At 57.5% G+C, this 18,403-nt stretch carries 22 protein-coding genes, 5 tRNA genes and 1 pseudogene; 24 read left to right on the top strand and 4 right to left on the bottom strand.

Features of this window, described 5'->3' with window-relative positions:
- Positions 1 to 19 precede the first annotated feature (19 nt).
- The 8 genes from secY (at position 20) to QZ190_RS16630 (ending at position 4,739) form a co-directional block, all read left to right on the top strand.
- Positions 20 to 1,339, top strand: coding sequence for a preprotein translocase subunit SecY (secY, locus tag QZ190_RS16665; protein WP_291918662.1), 1,320 nt, complete (start codon positions 20 to 22; stop codon positions 1,337 to 1,339).
- Between the two features lie 105 nt (positions 1,340 to 1,444).
- On the top strand, positions 1,445 to 1,558 hold the full coding sequence (rpmJ, locus tag QZ190_RS16660; RefSeq protein ID WP_028820150.1) for a 50S ribosomal protein L36: 114 nt from the start codon (positions 1,445 to 1,447) through the stop codon (positions 1,556 to 1,558).
- Between the two features lie 24 nt (positions 1,559 to 1,582).
- Positions 1,583 to 1,948, top strand: a complete 366-nt coding sequence (gene rpsM, locus QZ190_RS16655; RefSeq protein WP_019429278.1) for a 30S ribosomal protein S13 — start codon at positions 1,583 to 1,585, stop codon at positions 1,946 to 1,948.
- Between the two features lie 19 nt (positions 1,949 to 1,967).
- On the top strand, positions 1,968 to 2,372 hold the full coding sequence (rpsK, locus tag QZ190_RS16650) for a 30S ribosomal protein S11 (RefSeq protein ID WP_019427456.1): 405 nt from the start codon (positions 1,968 to 1,970) through the stop codon (positions 2,370 to 2,372).
- 86 nt (positions 2,373 to 2,458) lie between these two features.
- Positions 2,459 to 3,082 (top strand): 30S ribosomal protein S4, encoded by a 624-nt coding sequence (gene rpsD, locus QZ190_RS16645; RefSeq protein ID WP_062407211.1) that lies wholly within the window; start codon positions 2,459 to 2,461, stop codon positions 3,080 to 3,082.
- A gap of 100 nt (positions 3,083 to 3,182) precedes the next feature.
- Positions 3,183 to 4,175, top strand: coding sequence for a DNA-directed RNA polymerase subunit alpha (gene rpoA, locus QZ190_RS16640; RefSeq protein WP_062407213.1), 993 nt, complete (start codon positions 3,183 to 3,185; stop codon positions 4,173 to 4,175).
- Positions 4,176 to 4,257: 82 nt separating this feature from the next.
- The gene (gene rplQ / locus QZ190_RS16635; protein ID WP_291918623.1) at positions 4,258 to 4,644 is read left to right on the top strand and encodes a 50S ribosomal protein L17; all 387 of its coding nucleotides are present in this window, start codon (positions 4,258 to 4,260) and stop codon (positions 4,642 to 4,644) included.
- A gap of 18 nt (positions 4,645 to 4,662) precedes the next feature.
- Positions 4,663 to 4,739, top strand: a tRNA-Met gene (locus tag QZ190_RS16630).
- A gap of 108 nt (positions 4,740 to 4,847) precedes the next feature.
- Here the strand turns inward: QZ190_RS16630 and QZ190_RS16625 are convergent.
- Genes QZ190_RS16625 through apaG form a run of 4 tightly spaced genes read right to left on the bottom strand, consistent with a single transcriptional unit; the run spans position 4,848 to position 7,256 of the window.
- Complete coding sequence (locus tag QZ190_RS16625; protein ID WP_291918620.1) at positions 4,848 to 5,327, bottom strand: CinA family protein; 480 nt, start codon at positions 5,325 to 5,327, stop codon at positions 4,848 to 4,850.
- Entirely contained in the window at positions 5,327 to 5,863 is a 537-nt protein-coding gene (locus QZ190_RS16620) for a phosphatidylglycerophosphatase A (RefSeq protein ID WP_291918618.1), read from the bottom strand. Before QZ190_RS16620 ends, QZ190_RS16625 begins: the two co-directional genes overlap by 1 nt.
- A 2-nt stretch (positions 5,864 to 5,865) precedes the next feature.
- Positions 5,866 to 6,825 carry a thiamine-phosphate kinase gene (thiL, locus tag QZ190_RS16615; protein WP_291918615.1) on the bottom strand — a complete coding sequence of 320 codons (960 nt, stop codon included), beginning with the start codon at positions 6,823 to 6,825 and terminating at the stop codon, positions 5,866 to 5,868.
- 38 nt (positions 6,826 to 6,863) lie between these two features.
- On the bottom strand, positions 6,864 to 7,256 hold the full coding sequence (gene apaG / locus QZ190_RS16610) for a Co2+/Mg2+ efflux protein ApaG (RefSeq protein ID WP_291918612.1): 393 nt from the start codon (positions 7,254 to 7,256) through the stop codon (positions 6,864 to 6,866).
- Positions 7,257 to 7,285: 29 nt separating this feature from the next.
- On the opposite strand from apaG, the gene rpe reads away from it, so the two are divergent.
- From rpe to nusG, 16 genes and pseudogenes are all read left to right on the top strand, one after another.
- A complete protein-coding gene (gene rpe / locus QZ190_RS16605; RefSeq protein ID WP_291918609.1) occupies positions 7,286 to 7,966 on the top strand; it encodes a ribulose-phosphate 3-epimerase in 681 nt (226 codons plus the stop codon).
- A 12-nt stretch (positions 7,967 to 7,978) separates the two neighbouring features.
- Positions 7,979 to 8,700: pseudogene (gene gph / locus QZ190_RS16600) on the top strand (phosphoglycolate phosphatase).
- 285 nt (positions 8,701 to 8,985) lie between these two features.
- Entirely contained in the window at positions 8,986 to 10,485 is a 1,500-nt protein-coding gene (trpE, locus tag QZ190_RS16595) for an anthranilate synthase component I (RefSeq protein WP_291918606.1), read from the top strand.
- 2 nt (positions 10,486 to 10,487) lie between these two features.
- Entirely contained in the window at positions 10,488 to 11,069 is a 582-nt protein-coding gene (locus QZ190_RS16590; protein WP_291918603.1) for an aminodeoxychorismate/anthranilate synthase component II, read from the top strand.
- Complete coding sequence (gene ltaE / locus QZ190_RS16585; protein WP_291918599.1) at positions 11,066 to 12,142, top strand: low-specificity L-threonine aldolase; 1,077 nt, start codon at positions 11,066 to 11,068, stop codon at positions 12,140 to 12,142. Before QZ190_RS16590 ends, ltaE begins: the two co-directional genes overlap by 4 nt.
- A gap of 4 nt (positions 12,143 to 12,146) precedes the next feature.
- On the top strand, positions 12,147 to 12,842 hold the full coding sequence (locus QZ190_RS16580; protein ID WP_291918596.1) for a LysE family translocator: 696 nt from the start codon (positions 12,147 to 12,149) through the stop codon (positions 12,840 to 12,842).
- A 39-nt stretch (positions 12,843 to 12,881) separates the two neighbouring features.
- A complete protein-coding gene (gene trpD, locus QZ190_RS16575; RefSeq protein ID WP_291918593.1) occupies positions 12,882 to 13,910 on the top strand; it encodes an anthranilate phosphoribosyltransferase in 1,029 nt (342 codons plus the stop codon).
- Positions 13,911 to 13,956: 46 nt separating this feature from the next.
- Complete coding sequence (trpC, locus tag QZ190_RS16570; RefSeq protein ID WP_291918590.1) at positions 13,957 to 14,748, top strand: indole-3-glycerol phosphate synthase TrpC; 792 nt, start codon at positions 13,957 to 13,959, stop codon at positions 14,746 to 14,748.
- Between the two features lie 5 nt (positions 14,749 to 14,753).
- The gene (locus QZ190_RS16565) at positions 14,754 to 15,506 is read left to right on the top strand and encodes a uracil-DNA glycosylase (RefSeq protein WP_291918788.1); all 753 of its coding nucleotides are present in this window, start codon (positions 14,754 to 14,756) and stop codon (positions 15,504 to 15,506) included.
- A 62-nt stretch (positions 15,507 to 15,568) separates the two neighbouring features.
- Positions 15,569 to 15,654: transfer RNA gene (locus tag QZ190_RS16560), tRNA-Tyr, on the top strand.
- A gap of 87 nt (positions 15,655 to 15,741) precedes the next feature.
- Positions 15,742 to 15,815 (top strand) — tRNA-Gly (locus QZ190_RS16555).
- Between the two features lie 30 nt (positions 15,816 to 15,845).
- A tRNA-Thr gene (locus tag QZ190_RS16550) sits at positions 15,846 to 15,920 on the top strand.
- Positions 15,921 to 15,993: 73 nt separating this feature from the next.
- Positions 15,994 to 17,184: an elongation factor Tu gene (tuf, locus tag QZ190_RS16545; RefSeq protein ID WP_089951874.1), complete on the top strand. Its 1,191-nt coding sequence runs from the start codon at positions 15,994 to 15,996 to the stop codon at positions 17,182 to 17,184.
- 12 nt (positions 17,185 to 17,196) lie between these two features.
- Positions 17,197 to 17,272, top strand: a tRNA-Trp gene (locus tag QZ190_RS16540).
- A 97-nt stretch (positions 17,273 to 17,369) separates the two neighbouring features.
- Positions 17,370 to 17,753, top strand: coding sequence for a preprotein translocase subunit SecE (gene secE, locus QZ190_RS16535; RefSeq protein WP_291918580.1), 384 nt, complete (start codon positions 17,370 to 17,372; stop codon positions 17,751 to 17,753).
- Entirely contained in the window at positions 17,753 to 18,334 is a 582-nt protein-coding gene (gene nusG / locus QZ190_RS16530) for a transcription termination/antitermination protein NusG (RefSeq protein ID WP_291918577.1), read from the top strand. The genes secE and nusG overlap by 1 nt, the downstream gene beginning before the upstream one ends.
- Positions 18,335 to 18,403 lie beyond the last annotated feature (69 nt).

Raw genomic sequence — 18,403 nt, 5'->3', positions numbered from 1 at the left:
TTGATGGACGAGAAACAACGTGGCAACCAACGCTAATCAAACAGCCAAAGCAGGCAAGTACGGTGACTTGCGTCGTCGACTGGTCTTCCTGCTGTTGGCGTTGGTGGTTTACCGCATCGGCGCCCACATTCCAGTACCTGGTATCGACCCTGACCAACTCAAGCAGTTGTTCAACGGTCAACAAGGCGGCATCCTGAACTTGTTCAACATGTTTTCGGGTGGTGCACTGTCGCGCTTCACCATTTTTGCTTTGGGCATCATGCCCTACATCTCCGCTTCCATCGTGATGCAGCTGATGACCTACGTGGTTCCCACGTTCGAGCAAATGAAAAAAGAGGGTGAAGCGGGTCGTCGCAAGATCACCCAGTACACGCGATTTGGTGCATTAGGCTTGGCAATTTTTCAGTCTTTCGGTATTGCCGTTGCATTGGAAGCTTCTGCTGGCTTGGTCATCAATCCAGGTATGGGATTCCGAATGACAGCCGTGGTCAGTTTGACCGCTGGAGCCATGTTTCTGATGTGGTTGGGTGAGCAAATCACTGAGCGTGGTTTGGGCAACGGCATCTCGATATTGATCTTTGCAGGCATTGCTGCAGGTTTACCGAGCGCTTTGGGTGGGTTGTTTGAACTGGTCCGTACAGGTGCGATGAACCCTCTGATCTCGATGTTGATCATCGTGGTGGTGGCCTTGGTCACTTACTTTGTGGTCTTTGTCGAACGTGGTCAGCGAAAGATTCTGGTCAATTACGCACGCCGTCAGGTGGGTAACAAGGTGTATGGCGGTCAATCGTCACACTTGCCGCTCAAGCTGAACATGGCAGGCGTGATTCCTCCGATCTTTGCCTCATCGATCATTTTGTTGCCAGCGACCTTGATTGGCTGGTTCAGCTCGGGAACATCTGAGAGCATCCTGGTCAGGTTTTTCAAGGATGTGGCGAATGCGCTGGCACCTGGTCAACCTGTTTACGTCATGTTTTACGCGGCGGCCATCATTTTCTTCTGCTTCTTTTACACAGCGTTGGTGTTCAACAGCCGTGAAACTGCAGACAACCTGAAGAAAAGTGGCGCTTTCATCCCAGGCATTCGCCCGGGTGATCAAACAGCCAAATACATCGACAAGATCTTGCTGCGTTTGACCGCAGTGGGCGCGGCTTACATCACCTTTGTGTGTTTGCTGCCTGAGTTTTTGATTCTGAAATACAATGTTCCGTTTTACTTTGGTGGCACTTCACTGCTGATCATTGTGGTCGTGACGATGGATTTCATGGCACAAGTACAAAACTACTTGATGTCACAACAGTACGACTCGCTTTTGAAGAAAGCGAACTTCAAGTCCTAACCGACTTGATGCATGTTTGGTAAAAGAACCCCGAGCTGTGGCGAGGGGCCATATTTTTCACCTGGTCTGCGAAGTCTGGGTATCGATGAGTTTTAGGAGAGAACCATGAGAGTTTCTGCTTCGGTGAAAAAAATTTGCCGTAACTGCAAAGTCATCCGCCGTAAAGGCGTTGTTCGTGTGATCTGCACCGATCCACGTCATAAGCAGCGTCAAGGCTGATTGAATTAGTTTTAGAGGACGAAAATGGCACGTATCGCTGGCATCAACATTCCGCCGCACAAACATGCTGAAATTGGCTTGACCGCCATTTTCGGTATTGGTCGCACCCGCGCTCGACAAATTTGCGAAGCTTCTGGCATCGCTTATTCGAAGAAGATCAAGGACCTGACCGACGCAGACCTGGAAAAAATTCGCGACCAGATCGCAGTCTTCACCATCGAAGGTGACCTGCGCCGCGAAACCACCATGAACATCAAGCGTTTGATGGACATCGGTTGCTACCGTGGTTTCCGCCACCGTCGCGGTTTGCCCATGCGCGGTCAGCGTACACGTACCAATGCACGTACTCGCAAGGGTCCGCGCAAAGGCGCTGCGGCTCTGAAGAAATAAGCAGGATTGAGAGACCACCATGGCAAAAGCACAATCAAACAGCGCAGCACAACGTGTCCGCAAAAAAGTCCGCAAGAACATTGCAGACGGTATTGCTCACGTGCACGCTTCGTTCAACAACACCATCATCACGATCACCGATCGCCAAGGCAACGCCTTGTCGTGGGCTTCATCGGGTGGTCAGGGCTTCAAGGGTTCGCGCAAATCGACACCTTTTGCAGCTCAGGTCGCCTCTGAAGTGGCTGGTCGTGCCGCGCAAGAACAAGGCATTAAAAACCTGGACGTCGAGATCAAGGGCCCCGGCCCAGGTCGTGAATCTTCGGTTCGTGCCTTGGGTGCACTGGGCATCCGCATCACATCGATTGCCGATGTCACACCGGTTCCCCACAACGGCTGCCGCCCTCAAAAGCGCCGCCGCATTTAATTTCAAACCAAGCCCACCGCCAGGCCATGCTTGCATCGCCTGGCTCCCGCATTTGTTGATGCGGCAGCTGCATAAAGGAAAATCAAGTGGCACGCTACCTCGGCCCCAAGGCCAAACTCTCCCGCCGTGAAGGCACCGACCTGTTCCTCAAGAGCGCACGCCGCTCCATCGCGGACAAGTCCAAATTTGATTCCAAGCCAGGCCAGCACGGTCGCACTTCGGGTCAGCGCACATCCGACTACGGTCTGCAGTTGCGTGAAAAACAAAAAGTCAAACGCATGTACGGCGTGCTGGAGAAGCAGTTCCGCCGCTACTTTGCCGAAGCTGACCGCCGCAAGGGCAACACAGGTTCCAACCTGTTGGCTTTGCTCGAGTGCCGTCTGGACAACGTGGTTTACCGCATGGGCTTTGGCTCGACACGTGCAGAAGCTCGTCAAATGGTTTCGCACAAAGCCATCACCGTGAACGGTCAATCCGTGAACATCCCCTCCTACCTGGTCAAGGCCGGTGATGTGGTGGCTGTTCGTGAAAAATCCAAGAAGCAAAACCGCGTGGTCGAGGCGCTGCAACTGGCCGCTCAAGTGGGAATGCCTGCATGGGTGGAAGTCAATGCCGACAAGGCCGAAGGTACTTTCAAGAAAGTGCCTGATCGCGACGAATTCGGTGCCGACATCAACGAATCGTTGATCGTCGAACTGTATTCACGTTAATACGCTGTTTCAATCGTTCCCGACGCACAAGGCATTGTGGGTCGGGTGCTTCATCAGCCTTACCGGTGTAACGAACCGGGGGTATTGAGAGGAAGTCTGAATGCAAACCAATCTGTTGAAACCCAAAGCTATCCAGGTCGAACAACTGGCGGCCAACCGTGCCAAAGTCACGTTGGAGCCTTTTGAGCGTGGCTACGGCCATACCTTGGGTAATGCCCTGCGCCGTGTTTTGCTGTCTTCCATGGTCGGTTACTCCGCTACTGAAGTCACCATCGCAGGCGTCGTGCACGAGTACTCCTCCATCGATGGCGTTCAGCAAGATGTGGTGAACATCCTGTTGAACCTCAAAGGCGTGGTCTTCAAGTTGCACAACCGTGATGAAGTCACACTCAGCCTGCGCAAGGATGGAGAAGGCCCGGTCACGGCAGCTGATATCCAGACACCGCACGATGTGGAAATCATCAACCCTGAGCACGTGATTGCCAATCTGTCGCAAGGCGGCAAACTGGACATGCAAATCAAGGTCGAAAAAGGCCGTGGTTATGTGCCAGGCAGCATGCGTCGTTACGCCGACGAGCCCACCAAAGCCTTGGGCCGTATTGTGCTTGACGCTTCGTTCTCGCCTGTCAAGCGCGTGAGCTACACCGTCGAAAGCGCACGTGTTGAGCAACGTACCGATCTGGACAAGTTGGTCATCGAAATCGAAACCAACGGTGCCATCACAGCCGAAGACGCCGTGCGTGCATCGTCCAAGATTCTGGTCGAACAGCTGGCCGTGTTTGCACAACTGGAAGGCAGCGAACTGTCTGCCTTTGATGCGCCTGCTGTGCGTGGTGGTGCGGGCAGTTTCGACCCGATCCTGTTGCGCCCTGTGGACGAACTCGAACTCACCGTTCGTTCGGCCAACTGCCTCAAAGCAGAAAACATTTACTACATTGGCGACTTGATCCAGCGTACCGAGAATGAATTGCTCAAGACCCCTAACCTGGGTCGCAAATCACTCAACGAAATCAAGGAAGTTCTGGCCTCGCGTGGTTTGACTTTGGGCATGAAGCTCGAAGCCTGGCCACCAGCAGGTCTGGAAAAGCGATAATCTCAAGTTCCTGGAAATAATCCGGGGTGTGCACGGACAGTACCTGATACGGCTGTCTGTTTAATAAAGAAAGGAAAGCACCATGCGTCACGGACACGGCCTTCGTAAACTGAATCGCACCAGCTCGCACCGTCTTGCGATGCTGCAGAACATGATGAATTCGCTCATTGAGCATGAAGTCATCAAAACCACAGTGCCTAAGGCCAAAGAATTGCGCCGCGTGATCGAGCCCATGATCACTTTGGCCAAAGTGGACAACTTGTCGAACCGACGCTTGGCGTTCAACCGTTTGCGTGACCGCGACAGCGTCACCAAATTGTTCAATGTGCTGGGTCCACGTTCGGCTTCGCGCCCTGGTGGTTACACACGCATCCTGAAAATGGGTTACCGCGTGGGTGACAACGCACCAATGGCCTTGGTTGAATTGGTCGATCGTGCCGAAACTCCTGCCGAAACAGCAGCTGAGTAAGGTATAATTTACAGATACCGCGGGGTGGAGCAGTCTGGTAGCTCGTTGGGCTCATAACCCAAAGGTCGTTGGTTCAAATCCGGCCCCCGCAACCAAATTTCAACTGCGGTTGAAAATCAAAAAAACCCTCTTCGGAGGGTTTTTTCGTTTCTGTTTCAGATGTATCCAACTACTGCTGAAAAATCAATGGTCAGAGGCTTGCGTCATGTCTTAACCGGCAAGCGCTGGCTTAAACCCACGAGTGCATGCGCGCAGCTGGCTTGGCGCACCTGCTGTCGAGTGCCGCTAAAAAGTTGGCACTCTGAATAAATCAAGCCATCGATGCACCAGCCGAACCAGACCGTGCCCACCGGTTTGGCAACAGTGCCACCATCAGGCCCTGCAATGCCTGTGACCGAAACGGACGCCCGGGCGTTTGTTCTGTACACGGAACCCAAGGCCATGGCACGGGCCACCGGCTCGCTCACTGCGCCATGCACCTCAATCAATGACGCATCAACGCCCAATAACTCAGACTTGGCCGAATTGGAGTAGGTCACCAAACCACGATCAAACCAGCGACTTGAACCGGGCAGATCCGTGCATTGGGCGGCAATCAAGCCCCCTGTGCAGCTTTCTGCAGTGGCCATCATCCAACCCAAGTCGATCAGCCTGTCCGCTAAGACCTGTGTAAATTCGCGCATCAGAACCACCTCCACAAGGCCAAGACCAGCAGCGTGCAAAAGGCGGCCACCAGATCGTCAAACAAAATGCCCCAGCCGCCGCGCCAGCCAAAACCCTTGAACAATCGGTCTGCCCAAGCCACAGGGCCGGGTTTGACGGCATCAAAAAATCGGAACAAGAAAAACGCAGCCAGTTGTGCGATGAAACCCGCAGGCATGATCAAAAACAAGATCAACCACATGGCCACGATCTCGTCCCAAACGATGGCGCCGGGATCACTCACCCCCATGTTTCGTGCTGTCAAGGTGCATGCCCACCAACCCATCACCAGAGAAACCAGGATCAGGGTCGCCTGAGCATTAAGAGACATGCTGTTTTGGATCAGCAGCCACGAGGCCCAGCCCCAGAGGCTTCCCACTGTTCCCGGCGCTATGGGTGACAAACCCGAACCAAAGCCCAATGCAATGGCATGGGCTGGGTGGCGCAGCATGAAAGCAGCTGTGGGTCTCATGGGAGGAGCCACATAATCAACGGGAAGATCTGAAATGGTAGTCATCTTCAAGCGAAATGGTCGAATGAGCTGAAGGTGTTGGGTAAAACACTCCCATCTTGAGACAGCAAAAGCAAACGGGGATCAGCCGTGATGCGACCAATGCGCGTGACAGCCGTGCCGCAAGCCTCACCCAATGCCTGAATCCGCTGATGATTAGAAGGGTGACAGGTGAAAACCAGTTCGTAATCATCGCCACCCGACAAAACGCATCGCTGCAACAAGTCTTGTGGGCAAGCCCATGCATCATGGGTCAACATCAAATTCTCAATCGCATCGATGTGGATGTCTGCCCCCACACGGCTGGCTTTGAGAATGTGACCTAAATCTCCCAAGAGGCCATCACTGATATCGGCCATGGCCGTGGCCACGCCGCGCAATGAAACACCGAGGGCTGTGCGTGGTTCGGGCCGCTCCATGCGAGAGCGGGCCAACTCAAAAACTGACTGCGGCAAGCTGACCGTGCCGCGAAATGCCTCCAGAGCCAGACGGGCATCTCCCAGATGGCCGCTCACATAAACGTCGTCACCGGCTTGCGCGCCCGAGCGCAAAATGGCTTGATGGGCAGGCACCTCGCCCAACACCGTGATGGACACATTCAAGGGGCCTTGGGTGGTGTCGCCACCGATCAATTCACAACCTTGTGCATCCGCCAAGGCGAACAAGCCTTCTGAAAAACCAGATAACCAGTGCTCGTCTACCCGTGGCAATGACAAGGACAGTAAAAAAGCGCGTGGTGATGCACCACAAGCGGCCAAGTCACTCAAATTGACTGCCAAAGCCTTGTGACCCAAATCACGGGGGTTGACGGTCGAGAGAAAGTGCCGACCTTCAACCAACATGTCAGCGGAAATGGCCAGTTGATGGCCGGGCGAGGGTGTCCAGATGGCGCAGTCGTCGCCAATGCCGACATCTGCATGACGCGCAGCCCGTTTGAAAAACCGTTCGATCAGTTCAAATTCACCCATGGGCCAAAGCTTAACCGAGAGCCATACTCCGGGCCGACTCAATGCAACGTGCGACCGCCGGGAATGGCGTTGGAGGCGTCGAGCACGAATGTGTCAATGGGGGCATCGAAGCGGTGGCCGTCCTCGGCGACAAAAAAGTAGCTGCCGTGCATGGTGCCACTGGCAGCGCGCAAGCGGCAGCCGCTGGTATATTGGAAGGACTCACCGGGGCGCAGCAAGGGCTGTTGACCGACCACGCCCAGCCCTTTGACTTCCTCGCTGTGTCCGCGCTCGTCCTGAATCACCCAATGGCGAGAAATCAACTGAACAGGCACCCTGCCCGTGTTGGTGACCGTGACGGTGTAGGCGAATGCGAAGACATCCTGCAAGGGATTGCTTTGGTCTGCCACGTAGTGAGGCAGCACATCAATTTGAACGGTGTAGGCGGACATCTTCACATGTTAACTGCGACAATTCAGGGATGACAACGACCTACCGCATTGCCCCTTCCATCCTCTCGGCTGATTTCGCCCGTTTGGGCGAGGAAGTCAAAAGCGTCATCGACGCCGGTGCCGACTGGATCCACTTTGACGTGATGGACAACCATTACGTGCCCAACCTCACCTTTGGCCCCATGATTTGCCAAGCCCTCAAGCCGCATGCCAAAACGGCATCTGGCGTGGCCGTGCCAATCGATGTGCACTTGATGATTTCGCCCGTCGATGCACTGGCCGCGTCATTTGCCGAGGCCGGAGCCGACCTCATCAGCTTTCACCCCGATGCCAGCGCTCATGTGCACCGCAGCATCCAGGCCATCAAGAGCAAGGGTGTCAAGGCCGGACTGGTGTTCAACCCGGCTGAACCCTTGGACGTGCTGGAGTGGACCATCGACCAGATCGACTTGATTCTCATCATGAGCGTGAACCCCGGCTTTGGTGGCCAAAGCTTCATCGATTCGGCCTTGCGCAAGGTCGAGCTGGTACGCCAGTGGATCGAGCGCAGTGGCCGCGACATTCGCCTGGAAGTGGACGGGGGCATCAAGGCCGACAACATCCGCCGCGTGGCCGATGCCGGGGCCGACACGTTTGTGGCGGGCAGCGCCATTTTTGGCAAACCCGATTACAAAGCCGTGATCGACCAGATGCGCGTTGCTTTGTCCTGAAGGGGGCACCGAATGTACGATCTGACGCATATTGACGCGGTCATTTTTGACCTGGACGGCACCCTGGTGCACACCTTTGGTGATTTTCAGGTGGCTTTGCACCGCACCATGGCCGATCTGGACTTGCCGCCGGTGTCGGACGCGCTGATTGCGCAAACCATTGGCAAAGGCTCCGAGCACCTGATCCGCACCTTGCTGGCGCATCAAATCAACCGGCCCGAAGTCAAAGGCGTGGGGCAAGCCTACCCTGTCCTGTCGGTGGAAGCCCTTTTCGGCCGTGCATGGCAGCGCTACCAGCACCACTATTTGGCAATCAATGGTCAATTTGCCGATGTCTACCCTGGCGCGCTGGAGGCACTGGAGGCATTGGCTGCGCAGGGCATGCCCATGGCCTGCCTGACCAACAAGCCTTTGGCCTTTGCCCAGGCCTTGCTGAGAGAAAAGTCACTGGCGCACTTTTTTGGCCCCGTGTTTGTGGGGACAGTTTCGAGCGCAAAAAGCCCGACCCTTTGCCCTTGATCAAAACCTGTGAGGCGATGGGCACCCACGCCGCGCGAACCTTGATGGTGGGCGATTCCAGCAACGACGCGCAGGCCGCCCACGCAGCGGGATGCCCGGTGGTGCTGGTCACGTACGGCTACAACCACGGTCAGCGCGTGCAAGACACTCCAGCGGCCGCTTGGTTGGACACGCTGGCCGACTTGCCAGAGTGCATGAACGCCACGGACCGATGAGCTAAGGCCAAGGTGGCCGCTGAACCAGTCAAAACGGGTCCCCGGGCTTTGCTACACTTGACAGACCATGTTCATCATCCACAGCCACATCAGCGCAGCCAGCCTGCCGAGCCATTCCTCCGCGGAAGGCCGGGGAGCCTGGCCCTGGCGTCGGCCAGCCTGACCCCATCGACTGTGCGGCTTGCCCGCCACCCGCGCCCGGTTTCATACACACCATGACCGGGCACCTGGATGAATGAAAAGCACCTCGACTGAGGTCGCTGAGCGCTGAGGAGGTGCTAGCCTGTGATCACCGAACTTGAATTCAAAAGCCTGGCCAGCCAAGGCTACAACCGCATTCCCCTCATGCTGGAGGCCTTTGCGGACCTGGAAACCCCCCTGTCGCTTTACCTGAAGCTGGCGCACACCAAAGACAACGGCCAATACAGCTTCTTGCTCGAATCGGTGGTGGGTGGCGAGCGTTTTGGCCGCTACAGCTTCATCGGCTTGCCTGCACGCACATTGCTGCGCGCCAGCGGTTTTGGTGCCGATGCCAAAACCGAAGTGGTGCGTGATGGCGTGGTCATCGAAACTGCTGCCGGCAACCCACTCGACTTCATCGAGCAATACCAAAAGCGTTTCAAGGTCGCCTTGCGCCCAGGTCTGCCCCGTTTTTGTGGCGGCCTGGCTGGCTATTTTGGTTACGACGCGGTGCGCTACATCGAGAAAAAACTCGAAAAATCCTGCCCACCCGACACCTTGGGCACACCCGACATCTTGCTGCTGCAGTGCGAAGAACTGGCGGTGATCGACAACCTGTCGGGCAAGCTTTACCTCATTGTTTATGCCGACCCGGCCACGCCAGAGGCCTATGTGGGTGCGAAAAAACGTCTGCGCGATTTGAAAGAGCAACTCAAGTACTCCGTCAGCGCCCCGGTGGTCAAACCCACCCAGTCGTACCCTGCCGAGCGGGACTTCGCCAAGGCCGATTACATCGGCGCCGTGGAAAAAGCCAAGGAGCTGATCGCAGGCGGCGACTTCATGCAGGTGCAGGTGGGTCAGCGCATCAAAAAGCGCTACACCGAAAGTCCACTGTCCTTGTACCGGGCGCTGCGCTCGCTCAACCCCAGCCCCTACATGTACTTCTACAACTTCGGCGACTTCCATGTCGTCGGAGCCAGCCCGGAAATTTTGGTACGCCAGGAGCAAACTGAAGAGGGCGCCAAAGTCATCATCCGCCCCTTGGCAGGCACACGCCCACGGGGGGCGACGCCCGAAAAGGACAAGGCCGCTGAGCTGGAACTGATCAACGACCCCAAAGAGCGGGCCGAGCATGTGATGCTGATCGATCTGGCGCGCAATGACATTGGGCGCATCGCCCAGATCGGATCGGTCAAGGTGACCGAGGCCTTTGTTGTCGAGCGCTACAGCCACGTCATGCACATCGTGAGCAACGTCGAGGGCCTGCTCAACCAAGGCATGAGCAATATGGACGTGCTCAAGGCCACCTTCCCGGCTGGCACCTTGACAGGCGCGCCCAAGGTGCACGCCATGGAGCTGATTGACCAGTTCGAACCCGTCAAGCGAGGCATCTACGGCGGCGCTTGCGGCTACATCAGCTATGCGGGCGACATGGATGTGGCGATTGCAATCCGCACCGCCGTCATCAAGGACCAGACGCTGTATGTGCAGGCTGCGGCCGGGGTGGTGGCCGATTCGGTGCCCGAGATGGAATGGCGCGAAACCGAACACAAGGCGCGTGCCTTGTTGCGGGCCAGCGAGTTGGTGGAAGAAGGCTTGGAGTGATCATGGCGAAAAAAATCAAACTCCTGATGGTCGACAACTACGACTCGTTCACCTTCAACATCGTGCAGTACTTCGGTGAACTGGGCGCGGAGGTCGAGGTGTTTCGCAACGATGAAATCACGCTCGAAGGCATTGCGGCCCGCCAGCCAGACCGCTTGGTGATTTCGCCCGGCCCTTGCTCGCCTGCCGAGGCGGGCATTTCGGTGGCCGCCATCCAGCACTTTGCAGGCCAACTGCCCATCTTGGGCGTATGTCTGGGGCACCAAAGCATTGGTGCGGCCTTTGGCGGCAAGATTGTTCGCGCACAAGAATTGATGCACGGCAAGACCAGTGTCATCACCACCACGCAAAAAGGTGTGTTCGCGGGCTTGCCCGAGCAGTTCACCGTCAACCGCTACCACTCCCTGGCCATTGAACGGGCCACTTGTCCGCCCTGCCTGAAAGTCACCGCCTGGACAGACGACGGCGAAATCATGGGCGTGCGGCACACCGAGTTGGACGTCGAAGGCGTGCAGTTTCACCCCGAATCCATCCTGACCGAGCATGGCCACGCCATGCTCAAAAACTTTTTGGTGCGACCATGAACACGACCATTGATCTGCGCAGCGACACGGTGACCCAGCCCACCGCTGCCATGCGCGAGGCCATGCTGGCTGCGCCTGTGGGCGACGATGTGTTTGGCGACGACCCCACGGTCAACGCCTTGCAAGAGCGCATCGCGCAGATCACCGGGAAAGAAGCAGCGCTGTTCATGCCTTCGGGCACACAAAGCAACCTGTGCGCCCTGATGGCGCATTGCGAGCGGGGCGACGAGTACATCGTCGGTCAAAACGCGCACACCTACCGCTACGAAGGCGGCGGTGCAGCCGTGCTGGGCAGCATCCAGCCGCAGCCGCTGGCACAAAATAGCGTGGGAGAAATGGCGCTGGGCGACATTGCGGCAGCCATCAAACCCATCGACTGTCACTTTGCACGCACACGCTTGCTGGCGCTGGAAAACACCTGGAACGGCCACCCCATGTCGCTGGCGTATCTGGCGCAAGCCACAGATCTCGGCCGGCAGCACGGCTTGGCCGTGCATCTGGACGGTGCCCGCCTCTTTAATGCGGCTGTCGCACAAGCCGAAGGCGGATCGGTCACGGCCAGCGTGCGGCGTATCGTGGACAACTTTGACAGCGTGTCGGTGTGCTTCAGCAAGGGCTTGGGCGCGCCTGTGGGCTCAGCCTTGTGCGGCTCGCGTGAATTGATCGCCAAGGCTTTGCGCTGGCGCAAGGTGTTGGGCGGTGGTTTGCGCCAGTCCGGCATTTTGGCGGCTGCGGCTTTGCACGCATTGGATCACCATGTCGAGCGCTTGGCCGATGACCATGCGCTGGCGCAGCGGTTGGCCCAAGGCCTGCAAGGCGTGCCAGGCCTCAGCGTGCGTTCGGCGCAAACCAACATCGTGTTTGTGGATGTGGCCGATGGACGTGGCCCGGCGCTGCTTGAGGATCTGAAGGCCCATGGCGTGTTGGCCACGGGTTTGATCGGCCTGCGCTTTGTGACGCACCTGGGGGTGGATGCGGCCGGCATCGACCATGCCATCGATTGCATCCGGCGTTTCATGGTGAACGCGTCTGCACAGACAAGCCCGGCTTCCGCCCGAGTGGGCATTTACTGAAGCCATGTTTGACACGCAGCAAGTCCTGATGTTCATGTTGGCCGGTGTGTTGCTCAACCTCACGCCTGGGCCGGATGTGCTCTACATCGTCAACCAGTCGCTCAGGGGCGGTGTGCAGCGTGGACTGGTCGCTGCCTGGGGCATCACGGCGGGGTGTTTTGTGCACGTGGCTGCGGCCGCTTGGGGCTTGGGTGCCGTTTTGGCCACCTCGGCCAACGCCTTCAATCTGGTCAAGTGGATCGGTGCCGCCTACCTGTTGTGGATGGGTGGGCGTCTGTTGTGGCGCACATGCCAAGCCCGTGCCGATGGCGATCAAGCGCAAGTTCCGGCGCTGATGGGCCATTCTGACCCGCACGGGCGTAGGCCAGCCTCCAAAGAGGCCACTGGTTTGCTGGCCGTGTTCTTCGGCGCGTTCGCCACCAACGCCTTGAACCCGAAAGTGGCGCTGTTTTTCCTGGCCTTTGTGCCGCAGTTCATCCCGGCGCATGCCCCCGACCCGACCTGGTCTTTCGTACTCCTAGGCTGCTTGTTCAATCTGAACAGTTGGCTGGTGTGCATGGGCTGGGCTGTGGCCGCTTCTTGGCTGGCCCACAGGAGCCATGGGTTGCAGCGCGGCATGAGACACCTGGACCGGCTGACGGGCTTTTTGTTTGTCGGCTTTGGTCTGAAGCTCGCCCTGACGGACGCGCCATCCCACTGAATTTTTCACCGCATCCCACTATCCGAGAGGAACTCCACCATGCCCATCACCCCTCAGGAAGCGCTGCAACGCACCATCGAGCACCGCGAGATTTTTCACGACGAGATGCTTCACCTCATGCGCATGATCATGAATGGCGAGTTGTCGCCTGTCATGACCGCGGCGCTCGTCACAGGCCTGCGCGTGAAAAAGGAAACCATTGGCGAGATCACTGCCGCTGCGCAAGTCATGCGCGAGTTCTCAACCAAAGTGCATGTGGCCGACCCGACACACCTGGTGGACATCGTGGGCACGGGGGGCGATGGGGCCCACACCTTCAACATCTCGACCTGCGCCATGTTTGTGGCCGCTGCCGCTGGGGCCAAAACGGCCAAGCACGGTGGGCGCAGCGTCAGCAGCAAATCGGGCAGTGCGGATGTGGTTGAAGCCCTGGGTGGCAACATCCACCTGTCGCCCGAGCAGATCGCCCGGTCGATCGATGAGGTGGGCATCGGCTTCATGTTCGCACCCAACCACCACCCGGCCATGAAAAACGTGGCCCCGGTGCGCAAGGAGCTGGGAGTGCGCACGATGTTCAACATCCTCGGCCCCTTGACCAACCCAGCCAGCGCGCCCAACATTTTGATGGGCGTGTTCCACTCCGACCTGGTGGGCATTCAGGTGCGTGCCTTGCAACGCCTTGGGGCCGAGCATGCGGTGGTGGTGTACGGGCGCGACGGCATGGACGAAATCAGCCTGGGCGCGGCCACCTTGGTGGGCGAGCTCAAAAACGGGCAGATCACCGAATACGAAATCCACCCGGAAGACTTCGGCCTGACCATGGCCAGCAACCGGGCACTGAAAGTGGACACACCCGAGCAATCCATGGCCATGCTGCGTGGCGTGCTGGACAATGAGCCCGGCGCGGCGCGGGACATCGTCTTGATCAACGCGGGTGCCGCCTTGTACGCGGCCAATGTGGCCAGCAGCATCGCTGATGGCCTGTCGCGCGCGCGCGTGGCCATCGAGTCGGGCGCGGCCAAAGCCAAGCTGGCGCAGTTTGTGGCCTTTGGCCAGAAGGCGACTTGAGCCATTTCAAAAAACGGTGCCACCGAGCCCGCACAGAAAGAAAATCATGAGTGACATCCTGGACAAAATCGTCGCGGTCAAACGCGAAGAAGTGGCGGCGGCCTTGAAGCAAAAATCACTGGCAGCGGTGCGCGCCGATGCCGAAAGCCGCGTGTTGACCCGTGACTTTGAAGGCGCGATGCGTGCCAAGATCGCTGCAGGCCAAGCGGCAGTGATCGCCGAAATCAAGAAGGCCAGCCCGTCCAAAGGCGTGCTGCGGGCCGACTTCATTCCGGCCGACATTGCCCAAAGCTACGCCGAATTCGGCGCGGCTTGTCTGTCGGTGTTGACGGACAAACAGTTCTTCCAGGGCAGTGTGGATTACCTCAAGCAAGCCCGTGCCAGTTGCGACTTGCCGGTGCTGCGCAAGGACTTCATGATCGATGCCTACCAGGTGTACGAAGCCCGGGCCATGGGGGCTGACGCCATCCTGCTCATCGCCGCCTGCCTGGACGACGCCCACATGGCCGAAATGGAGGCGGTGGCCCGCAGCCTGGACATGGCGGTGCTGGTGGAGGTGCACGACAGAGCCGAGCTGGAACGCGCCCTGAAACTCAAAACGCGTCTGGTCGGCATCAACAACCGCAACCTGAAAACTTTCGAAGTGTCCTTGCAGACGACCTTGGACATGCTGCCCGATGTGCCGGCCGACCGCTTGCTGGTCACCGAAAGCGGGATTCAAACTCCGGAAGATGTCCGAATCATGCGCGAGGCCAAGGTCAACGCGTTCCTGGTGGGTGAGGCTTTCATGCGTGCCAGCGAGCCCGGCGAAGCCTTGGCCAAACTGTTTGCTGGATGACCCGCATGACGGGGCAGCAAAGTCTGGGGTTTGAAGAAGAAACTGGCGTGCCCCATCCAGGGCTGCGTTGGCCTGCCGATCTTCAGAGCCTGGACGAGGGGTGGCGGCCCTTGGTGGATGCTTTTCTGAGTTCCGAGGCGGGGCTTGCCTTGTCCAGGCGCTTGACCGATGCCCTGCACGCCGGGCAAACCATTTACCCGCCTGAGCCCTTTCGGGCGTTGAGCCTGACCCCTTTGAGCGAGGTGCGGGTGGTGATTTTGGGTCAAGACCCCTACCACGGACCGGGTCAAGCGGAAGGCTTGGCCTTTTCTGTGGCGCCGGGTGTGCGCTTGCCGCCCAGTTTGCGCAATGTTTTCAAAGAGTTGCAGCGAAGTCTGGGTGCCGCCATGCCGACAGACGGGTCTTTGGTGCGTTGGGCCAAACAAGGGGTCTTGCTGCTCAATACCTGTATGACGGTGCAAGACGGGCAAGCTGCCAGCCATGCCCGCTGGGGTTGGGAGGTGTTGAGCGATCAGTTGGTCCAAACTGTGGCCCAAAGTTCAAGACCGGTGGTGTTCATGTTGTGGGGCGCGCAGGCCCAGGCCAAACAAGCCTTGATCGAAGCGGCTGCAAAGTCGGGTCGGCATTTGGTGTTGATGGCCAACCACCCCTCGCCTTTGTCGGCCTTGCGAGCCCCCATGCCTTTTATAGGCTGTGGCCATTTCGCGCAGGCCAATGCCTTTTTGGCGCAATGCGGCGAAAAAACCATCGCGTGGTGAAAATTTTGTGGGCCAACTTGCGGGCTGTCACAAAAAGATGGCATAATCTAAGACTCGCTTCTGGAGGGGTGCCCGAGTGGCTAAAGGGGGCAGACTGTAAATCTGTTGGCTTACGCCTACACTGGTTCGAATCCAGTCTCCTCCACCAGCAAACTGGCTAATGCCGGATTGATTTGAGCAATTGGAAATGGTTTCCAAGCATTGGCGCAGCATCCACTCGTGCGGCGCAAACAGTGCGGGAGTAGTTTAATGGTAGAACCTTAGCCTTCCAAGCTAATGACACGGGTTCGATTCCCGTTTCCCGCTCCAGTCAGTCTGTTGAGTTTGTCAGAAGTTTTCGCCCTTGTGGCTCAGTGGTAGAGCACTCCCTTGGTAAGGGAGAGGTCGCGGGTCCGATTCCCGCCAAGGGCACCAGTTTTGGGGCGCGCAATGCAAGTTGTGCGCCCTCTGTCTTGGTTGTTGACCGCTACTTTTCGGAGTCGAAGATATGGCAAAAGAGAAATTCGAACGGACCAAGCCCCACGTCAACGTGGGCACCATCGGTCACGTTGACCACGGCAAAACCACCCTGACTGCCGCCATCACCACCGTGTTGGCTGCCAAGTTCGGCGGTGCTGCCAAAGCGTACGACCAGATCGACGCGGCGCCCGAAGAAAAAGCCCGTGGTATCACGATCAACACCGCTCACGTTGAGTACGAAACAGAAAACCGTCACTACGCACACGTGGACTGCCCTGGCCACGCTGACTATGTGAAGAACATGATCACCGGTGCTGCTCAGATGGACGGCGCTATTTTGGTTTGCTCCGCTGCTGACGGCCCTATGCCTCAGACCCGTGAGCACATCTTGTTGGCCCGTCAAGTTGGCGTGCCTTACATCATCGTGTTCCTGAACAAGTGCGACATGGTCGACGACGCTGAGTTGTTGGAGCTGGTCGAAATGGAAGTTCGCGAGTTGTTGTCCAAGTACGACTTCCCAGGCGACGACACACCCATCGTTCAAGGTTCCGCCAAGCTGGCTCTGGAAGGCGACAAGGGTCCTCTGGGCGAGCAAGCCATCATGAAGCTGGCCGACGCTCTGGACACTTACATCCCTACGCCTGACCGCGCAGTGGACGGTGCATTCTTGATGCCCGTGGAAGACGTGTTCTCGATCTCCGGTCGCGGCACTGTGGTGACTGGCCGTATCGAGCGCGGTATCGTCAAAGTCGGCGAAGAAATCGAAATCGTGGGTATCAAAGACACTGTCAAGACCACTTGCACAGGCGTTGAGATGTTCCGCAAGCTGCTGGACCAAGGTCAAGCGGGTGACAACGTCGGCATCTTGCTGCGCGGCACCAAGCGCGAAGACGTCGAGCGCGGCCAAGTGCTGTGCAAGCCCGGCTCGATCAAGCCCCACACCCACTTCACGGGCGAGATCTATGTCTTGTCCAAAGACGAAGGTGGCCGTCACACGCCTTTCTTCAACAACTACCGTCCTCAGTTCTACTTCCGTACGACGGACGTGACCGGCGCGATCGAATTGCCAGAAGGCAAAGAGATGGTGATGCCGGGTGACAACGTGTCGATCACTGTGAAGTTGATCAACCCCATTGCGATGGAAGAAGGCTTGCGCTTTGCCATCCGCGAAGGCGGCCGTACCGTTGGCGCTGGCGTGGTTGCCAAGATCATCGCTTAAAGAGGTTCAAGTAGGGGTATAGCTCAATTGGCAGAGCGTCGGTCTCCAAAACCGAAGGTTGTAGGTTCGATTCCTACTGCCCCTGCCACCTGAAAAGGTGGATTTTCAAGCCCGCTAGACTCTAGCGGGCTTCCTTGTCTGATCAGAGCCTTTTAAAACAAGGCTCAACAAAGGTTTTCAGCCGTATGGCAACATCCGAAGTTCAAACAGTCAGTACCGCTGGCGACAAAATGCGTCTGGCCCTGGTGGCTACGCTGGTCATTGCTGGCTTGGTGGCTTACTACATGTTGTCCGCACAAGGCGTTTGGGTGCAGTGGGCCGGTCTGTTGGTGGGTCTTGTGGCCGCCGTGGTGGTGTTTTTCACCGCCGAAACGGGCAAGCAGCTGGTGGCTTTTGGCCGCGATGCCGTGCGCGAAACCAAAAAGGTGGTGTGGCCTGAGCGCAAAGAAGCCTTGCAGATCACCTTGTACGTGTTTGCTTTTGTGGTGGTGATGGCCTTGTTTTTGTGGCTCACCGACAAAACTCTGGAATGGGTTTTTTACGATCTGATTCTCGGGTGGAAAAAATAATGAACGATGTTGTAGTCAACGCGCCAATGGCGGGCTCTTCGACCAACCCGGACCTGAAATGGTACGTGGTCCATGCCTATTCGGGCATGGAAAAAGCGGTCGAGCGCAACATCGTCGAGCGCATCACGCGCGCAGGCATGGAATCCAAATTTGGCCGCATCCTGGTCCCCACTGAAGAAGTGGTGGAAATCAAGAACGGCCAAAAGCGCACGACAGAACGAAAATTTTTCCCAGGCTATGTGCTGGTGGAAATGGTCATGGATGACGAGACTTGGCACCTCGTCAAGCACACCAACAAAGTCACCGGCTTTGTGGGTGGGGCCAAGAACCGACCCGCCCCGATCTCCGAAGCCGATGTAGCCAAAATCGTCAACCAGATGCAAGAAGGTACCGACAAGCCCCGCCACAAGGTGGAGTTTGAAGTCGGTGAATACATCCGCGTCAAGGAAGGCCCATTCACGGACTTCAATGGCACCGTGGAAGAAGTCAACTACGAGCGCAACAAGATGCGCGTGTCGGTGACCATTTTCGGCCGTGCCACACCGGTTGAACTCGAATTCAGTCAAGTCGAAAAGACCTGATACTCGAACCCTTTTCGAACCGGTGCTTCCCGACTCGGCACCGGTTTTTGATCTTGAGTCGTTAACCCC

It is taken from the genome of Limnohabitans sp., from assembly GCF_017848645.1.
Taxonomy (GTDB): Bacteria; Pseudomonadota; Gammaproteobacteria; order Burkholderiales; family Burkholderiaceae_C; genus Limnohabitans_A.
Note: the sequence above shows the minus strand (reverse complement) of the source record. Positions and strands in the feature narration are given on the sequence as shown.